Annotated in this window: 8 protein-coding genes; all 8 read left to right on the top strand. The window is 70.5% G+C overall.

What is annotated here, in order from left to right; all coding sequences use genetic code 11:
- Positions 1–142: 142 nt before the first annotated feature.
- The 8 genes from ACWGI8_RS35920 to ACWGI8_RS35955 all read left to right on the top strand — a co-directional run bounded on the left by ACWGI8_RS35920 (position 143) and on the right by ACWGI8_RS35955 (position 6,984).
- Positions 143–595, top strand: coding sequence for a DUF3093 family protein (locus ACWGI8_RS35920; protein ID WP_453667514.1), 453 nt, complete (start codon positions 143–145; stop codon positions 593–595).
- A gap of 180 nt (positions 596–775) precedes the next feature.
- Entirely contained in the window at positions 776–1,960 is a 1,185-nt protein-coding gene (locus ACWGI8_RS35925; RefSeq protein ID WP_453667516.1) for a caspase family protein, read from the top strand.
- A complete protein-coding gene (locus tag ACWGI8_RS35930; RefSeq protein ID WP_453667518.1) occupies positions 1,957–3,246 on the top strand; it encodes a hypothetical protein in 1,290 nt (429 codons plus the stop codon). The genes ACWGI8_RS35925 and ACWGI8_RS35930 overlap by 4 nt, the downstream gene beginning before the upstream one ends.
- Before the next feature lie 226 nt (positions 3,247–3,472).
- The gene (locus ACWGI8_RS35935; RefSeq protein WP_453667520.1) at positions 3,473–3,925 is read left to right on the top strand and encodes a hypothetical protein; all 453 of its coding nucleotides are present in this window, start codon (positions 3,473–3,475) and stop codon (positions 3,923–3,925) included.
- Between the two features lie 104 nt (positions 3,926–4,029).
- Positions 4,030–4,197 (top strand): hypothetical protein, encoded by a 168-nt coding sequence (locus ACWGI8_RS35940; protein ID WP_453667521.1) that lies wholly within the window; start codon positions 4,030–4,032, stop codon positions 4,195–4,197.
- Between the two features lie 51 nt (positions 4,198–4,248).
- Complete coding sequence (locus ACWGI8_RS35945) at positions 4,249–4,950, top strand: flavodoxin family protein (protein WP_453667523.1); 702 nt, start codon at positions 4,249–4,251, stop codon at positions 4,948–4,950.
- Between the two features lie 21 nt (positions 4,951–4,971).
- The gene (locus ACWGI8_RS35950; protein ID WP_453667525.1) at positions 4,972–5,904 is read left to right on the top strand and encodes a hypothetical protein; all 933 of its coding nucleotides are present in this window, start codon (positions 4,972–4,974) and stop codon (positions 5,902–5,904) included.
- A 570-nt stretch (positions 5,905–6,474) separates the two neighbouring features.
- Entirely contained in the window at positions 6,475–6,984 is a 510-nt protein-coding gene (locus tag ACWGI8_RS35955; protein WP_453667527.1) for a DM13 domain-containing protein, read from the top strand.
- Positions 6,985–7,034: the final 50 nt, after the last annotated feature.

The raw sequence follows: 7,034 nt of genomic DNA on the forward strand, positions 1-7,034 counted from the left end.
GGCCCCCGCCAGCACCGCCTCCGCCGCCGCGCCGCCGGGTCCGCCGAGTTCGCCGCATCCGCCGCCCCCTCCGGCGGATGCGGCGACGGCCGACCGGGCCCCGTCCCCCCCGCCGCGACAGCCGCCATGGCACCATCGGCTCATGACTGCCTATCAGGAACGCCTCGTCGTACCTGTGCGCTGGTGGCTGCTGGCCTGTGCGGCCTGCCTCGCCGTCGCTCTGACGGTCGCCCCGCTCGGCACCGGACCCGCACTCGCGGCTGCCGCGGCCAGCGCCGTGCTCCTCACGGCGGGACTCGTGAGCTACGGCGCGGCGCGCCTGCGCGTCCAGGACGGCGTTCTGATCACCGAAGGCCTGGCCGTGCGGGTGGAGCGCCTCGGCTGGGTCGAGATCCTCGACGAGGACGAGGCGCTGGAGTGGCGTACCTTCCGGGCCGGCCCGCATGCGCGTTTCGCCCTGCGTGCCTACATCCCGACGGCGGTCAGGGTCGAGGTCGCCGATCCGACGCTGCCCTTCCGCTATCTGTATGTGTCCACCCGGCACCCCCTGCAGGTCGTGCGGGCGATCAACGCCGCCAGACCGGGTGTGCGCTGAGCCGGCCGCAGCGGGCGGCGACGGAATCCCGAATCCCCGGCCGGCCGACGGAAATTCCGCACCGTCCGGCCATCGGCATCCGGAATGCCCCGCGTACACCTCGGTCTGCCCCGGCGCTTTCATGTCATATACATGAATATGGCTGCCGATTATCCTGTTGGTGACGCTAGCGGAGGATCGATGACTGGTTTCACGATCCACGACGACCCCGGCATCACCCCCGGCACCCACGCGCTGGTCATCGGTGTCGGCACGTACCCGCACCTCGCCGGTGGCGAGAAGCCGGTGGCCGATCCGGACGGGATGAGGCAGCTGTCCTCCCCTCCCGTCTCGGCTCGTGCCTTCGCGACCTGGCTGCGCGCCGACTACCACCACCCCCGCAAGCCCCTGGCCAGCCTCGCCCTTCTGCTGAGCGAGGAGACACCCGCCCCGTTCACCGATCCGGAGACGGGTACGGATCACGCCGTCGCGTTCGCCGGCATCGCCAACATCGTTGAAGCGGTCAAGGAGTGGAAGGGGCGCGGCGAGAGCCACGAGGACAATCGTCTCGTTTTCTACTTCTGTGGCCACGGTGTCTCGCAGGGCGACGACATGTCCCTCCTCGCCGCCGATGTCTTCGCGGACGAGGACAATCCGCTGGGCGGCGCGCTGGACTTCAAGAACCTGATGAACGGGCTCAAGAATTGCCGGGCCGGTCAGCAGGTGTTCTTCGTGGACGCCTGCCGCGCGAGTTCCGATGTGCTCATCGAGCAGAGCGGCGGTTTCGCGGGCCTGGTGCCGCTCCGGCCCGGGAGCCGTCCGGCGAACCTGCCGAGGCGGCTGCACGTCCCCTACTACGCCACCCTGGCGGGGGACCGGTCACATGCCCGCCCAGGCCAGGTCAGCCTGTTCACCCAGGCGCTGCTGAAGGGCCTCGGCGGCGTCGGCAGCGACGATCCCGAAGGCGACTGGCGCGTCACCACGGCCGGTCTGCACGTGGCCATCGACCACTACATGAAGCAGCCGGTCTTCGCCGCCGCTCTCACGGGCGTTCAGGTGCCGACGGTCGGCGAGTTGCCCGTGTTCGACCTGCACGAGCTGCGCGGCCTGCCGGTGGTTCCGGTCTACGTCACCTGCGTACCACCCGAGCAGAACGCGATCGCTGACTTCACCTGCCGTCGGGCGGGACAGGAACACCTGCGGCGTGCGGCCGCCGAGGCCGGTGACGAGCACCCCGACGGAGAGTGGGCGATCGATCTCGTATCCGGCGACTATGAGTTCGAGGCACGCCTGGGCGCCCAGGACGTGCGGAAACTGACGAGAGCCGTACGCCCGCCGTACCGCCGTGTGCCCCTGGCGGCGCCGGCCGAGGCGGTCCCGCCATGACCGCCACCGCGATTCTCAGCGTGAACGTCACCGTGCTCACCTACGAGCACGACCTCGCCGGCGGTGCACGGATCGTCGGCAACATCTACCCGGCCGACGCCTCGGGAGCCGGGCTGCGCAACGTCGTGTTCCCCTGCGGGCCCGGAGTCAGGCCGGCCCGGTACGAGGTCGAGCCCGGCCGCTATGTCGTGTCGGCGACGCTGCCCTCCGGCGTCGTCCTCAGCGAGGACGCCGAAGCACGGGAGGGCGAGGAGACTCCCGTCGTCCTCGACGCGTCCGAATCGCCGTACGAGACGCACGCCTGGCAGTACCTCATGGGCAACATCGAGTCCCGTCCCGTCTACCACGGCCCGGTGACGGCCCCCGTCCCGCGCTCGACGGGGTCGCGCTGCATCGGCACCGGCCTTCAGCAGGAGGCCGCCCCGGCCCCGGGCCGTTCCGTCAAGGCCACCTGGATCAGCGACGCCACACCGGAGAGCTGGACCTTCGAGGCGATGAACGCGCTGGTCGCCGAGCCGACGGACGCCTCGATCGCGGACGAGGTCGCGGCGGCGCCGCACTACGTCCTCCCCCGCCCCGACGAGACCGACGGCACCTCGCATCTGTTCCGCTTCGGCGGGACCAAGCTGACCGGCCCGGTCGGCTGGCCCACCGGTCGCCGGCAGTTCCTGCTGGTCGAGATGGCGGACACCGCCCACCTCGCGACCCTGCCGGTGCCGTGGGGCTCCGCGAGGGTCGAGATCCTGGTCAACGCGCGCCAGAGCCCGACCGGCAGCCCCGTCGCCGTCACGGTCCGCGACCGTGCCGTGGGGGCGGGCCTGGCCTATATGGCCCGGGGGGCCCTCGACCTGGCGGCGGCACTCTTCACCGATGTCGAGTCGATGCTCTTCGGGGAGCGACGCAACCGGCTCGCGGCCACCGCGGGCGCCTACGTCCTGGTCGGCACCGATCTGGCGGACGGTCCGAGGCCCTGGGATCCCTTGCTGGTCAGTCTGCGCGAACGGTACCCATGGATGAGCGACGGCTCGGTGCTGTGGGCGGTGCGGCAGCTCCGCCGGGCCACGACGCAGACCGACAGGGACACGGCCAGGGCCGGGCTCATCGAGGCGTACGACCGCGGTGTGCCCCTCTACACTCTCGGCCTGAGCTGGCTCATCGACGGCCTGTCCGAATTCCCGGACGACCCGGAGTGCGTACGCCGGCTCGGCCGGGCACGGCAGTTGTCCTGGCGGGTGGACATGCGGGAACCGTTCGTCATCGTCAGTGTGCGAAGAGGCCGCACGTGATCCCGAAGTCCGGATTCGGATTCATCCTGACCGGTCGCCCCATCCGACTCGGAGCCGGCCCGGGCGAGCAGCTCTTTCCGCTACAAGCACCGGTGGCGCCTACGCAACCGCGCGCCGGGAGTGGCGCAGGATCTCCACCGTCGAGCGGGAGCGGTGATGCCTGGAGCCCCGCCCGTCAGCCGCCGGACAGACAACCCGAAGCGCCTCGGCGGCGTCCCCTCCATACGTGAGCGACAGCATCGGCCCGGCCGCATACGACAACCCGGACGACTCGGAAGACGTCAGGCCCGGGCCGCTCTGGCGCCACGCCGTGTGGGTAGTGGCTGTCACGGCTGTCGGTGTCGGACTCGGCTGGACGACTGGCCTGTTCCGCATCGGCCCCGAGGAATACGGTCTGCCCAGCGCCGCCCCTGGCCCTCTGTTGCCCTATCTGGCCGCCTGGACCGTGATCGGTCTCGCCGCGGCCACCGTGCTGCGGGCCGCCGCCGCCAGAGTGCCGGTCCACGCACCGGAGACGATCGCCCTCGGCGTCACCTGGCTCGGGACCCGGCTGTCGCTCGGCTGGCGCCCCGAGTGGCCGATGCTGGCCCTCATGGCGGCCGTCGCGCTGACGGCGGCCGCCGGGTGGAGCCTCATGGCACTCGGCCCCGGTTCCGGCGCCAAGAGCCCCCGACCCTAGGCGGATGCGAGGGACCGCGTAACGGCAGCGCGAAGCGAGGGAGCGGGGCGCACCAGGGCGGCGGCCGTGTCAGGGTCGGGGCGTCGAACTCCTCGGCCCGGCGAGTGAAGTCGGGCTCGCTGGTGGCGAGCGGCTCGAACTGGTCGGCGACCGGGCCGGGCAGGACGCCGGCGCTGCTCAGCGACGAGGCTGGGGAGCTGCGGTCCAGTGGCTTCCAACTGGTCGACCAGCTCGGCGCCGACAGGCTTGCCGTCATTGTCCGCCGGGCGTGAACGCTTCGAGTGTCACTTGTAACGTTCGGCGCGCAGGCCGCACTGACGGGTATGAGCTATGACGACCTGCGTGCGCTGTTCCTCAACTGCACGCTGAAGAAGAGCCCGGAGCGCAGCCACACGCAGGGCCTCATCGACCTCAGCTCGCGGATCATGGAGAAGCAGGGCGTCCAGGTCGAGCACCTGCGGCCGATCGACCATGAGATCGCCACCGGAGTGTGGCCGGACATGACCGAGCACGGCTGGGAGCGCGACGCATGGCCGTCGATCTACCAGCAGGTGATGGCAGCCGACATCCTCGTCATCTCCGGACCGATCTGGCTGGGTGACAACAGTTCGGTCACCAAGCTGGTCATCGAGCGGCTCTACGCCTGCTCGGGCCTGCTCAACGACGCCGGTCAGTACGACTACTACGGGCGCGTGGGCGGCTGCCTGATCACCGGCAACGAGGACGGCGCCAAGCACTGCGCCATGAACGTCCTGTACAGCCTGCAGCACCTGGGATACGTGATCCCGCCGCAGGCGGACGCGGGCTGGGTCGGGGAGGCCGGGCCAGGCCCCTCCTATCTCGACCCGGGCTCCGGCGGTCCCACCAACGACTTCACCAACAGGAACACCACGTTCATGACGTGGAACCTGCTCCATCTGGCCCGGCTGCTCAAGGACGCCGGTGGCGTTCCGGCGCACGGGAACCAGCGGTCGCAGTGGGACGCCGGGTGCCGCTTCGACTTTGAGAATCCGGAATATCGCTAAGTCAGCAACGAAAGGCCGAAAATGACCGTCGAGACCGTCGAGACCGTCCCCACGTGCGCCTACCCGGGCTGCACCAATCCGTCCGAGCCGCCCGCACCCGACGCGAAGGGTTCAGCGCCTCGCTACTGCGAGCACCCCGAGCACAACGCGCTCGGCGCGTTCCGGAAGTTCCGCGCCAAGCGGCAGCAGCGCAAGGAGGACAAGCGCGCGGCAGCCGAGGTGAAGAAGGCGGCCAAGGAGGATGCGAAGGGGGGCCAGGCGGCCGCCGAGCAGTCATCGTCCGCCTCCCCCGGGCAGGACTCCGTTGCCGGTATGGCGCACAGTGCGCTCGGGCATGTTCCCGGTGCTGAAGTGGTGCCCCAGGAACACGGACTGGTCCCCGCCGCCGATGCGTCCGAGCAGGCGATGGCGGAAGCCGTGCAGCACGAGATGACGGCGATGATGGAGATGCCGGTCACGGACGGCGGCCCGGCCGCCCAGTCGCGCGACGCCGTTGTCGCGCTCATCAACCAGCTGGCCGCCCATGTCAGCCGGCTCACCACCGATCTGCCCGCCTACATCGAGGAGCTGGCGATCATCACCGACTCCGCGGCGGCCGAGGCCCGGATCGAGACCGTCACCCGCGCCGCCGCGCAGCGCATCCTGGCAGCCGAGCAGCGAGCCGCGCTTGCTGAGGAGGCGGCCGACATGGCCGTCGCCGCGCTCGAAGCCGGGGAGCAGAAGTTCGCCGAGGAGACCGCCGCGATCCGCGAAGAGACGGCCCGCCAGGTGGCGGATGCCGAATTCGTGCGGGCCGAGCTGGAGCGCTACCGCGAGCGTGTCGGCATGCTCGAAGTCAGGCTCGACGCCGTCCGTGACGAGGCCGATGAGCTGCGCCGCGCGAGGGCCTCGCAGTCCGTCGAACCCGCGCACTGCGCCGAACCCGAGCGGCCGCGCCCCGCCGAGAAGTGCTGACGGTCGTCGGCCCGCCTGATCCGGCGTTCCGGTCGAGACCTCCGGCCGGCGTGACGGCGCCGCGTTGATCCCCGTGCCCGTGCGGTGGCAGGAATCCCGCACGGGTGCGGCAAGCCCCACCGCAGAGACCCACCGGCTCAGCAGCCGTCGTGTGGTCCAACGCATCAGCTTTGAACCGGCAGTTGATGACGGCAAGGGAACCTACGGAGCCGTCAACTGGAGTTGGCGGTAAGCAGTGTTCAGGGTCGGCTCGGGCGGCGGCCCCGGGCCGACCCGTCCGCATGCCCCGCGCGTGGGCAATCGGCGAACAGAGCCGTCGCCACAACCGGCCCTGGGGGCGATTCCAGGCGGCCGGCAAGCGGTTCCCCACTCGAGCCCGGGAAGTGAACCTTTCTGCTGGTCATGCCGCTCAGTGCGATGAAGGGCGGCAGACGTTACGTGTAACGTTCGCGGCTCCTTCCGTCTCTGAGTGCCATGTGGCCGAGAAACGTCCAGGCCATCGCCGACAGTGCCTCGGCGCCACGCCCGGCCACCGGTCCAGCGTGAACATCGATCAGAACGGAAATCCTCATGTGCCGAACCAAGCGCCGCCCTGTCCTCTGGATCACCACCGCGGTGGTCGTCGTCGCGGCAACCGTCGGGCTCTACCTCTTCCAGCCCTGGCGGCTGTTCACCTCGGTCCGCGTGGACGAGGCGGCTCCCGTGGCCACCAACCAGCAGGGGGCCGCGGCCAAGCCGTTGGCGACCGGTGGCTTCATCTCCCACGAGCACGAGACCAGCGGCTCGGTGGAGATCCAGCGGCTCGAAGACGGGAAGGCGACGCTGCGCCTGACGAACCTGCGCACCTCCGACGGCCCGGCCCTGCATGTGTGGCTCAGCGACCAGCCGGTCAAGCAGGACGGCGGCGGCAACCTCGACGACGGCAAGCACGTCGACCTCGGCGACCTCAAGGGCAACGAGGGCAACCAGAACTACGCGATCCCGGCGGGCACCGACCTGAACAAGTTCTCCACGGTGACGATCTGGTGTGAGCGCTTCAGCGTGTCGTTCGGCGCGGCCGAGTTGAAGCAGAGCGCCTGACGGAACCAGGTCGTGCGGAAGCCGTGGGGGGGGGGGGGGGGGCCCCCCCC

This window comes from Streptomyces sp. NPDC054841, assembly GCF_053611045.1.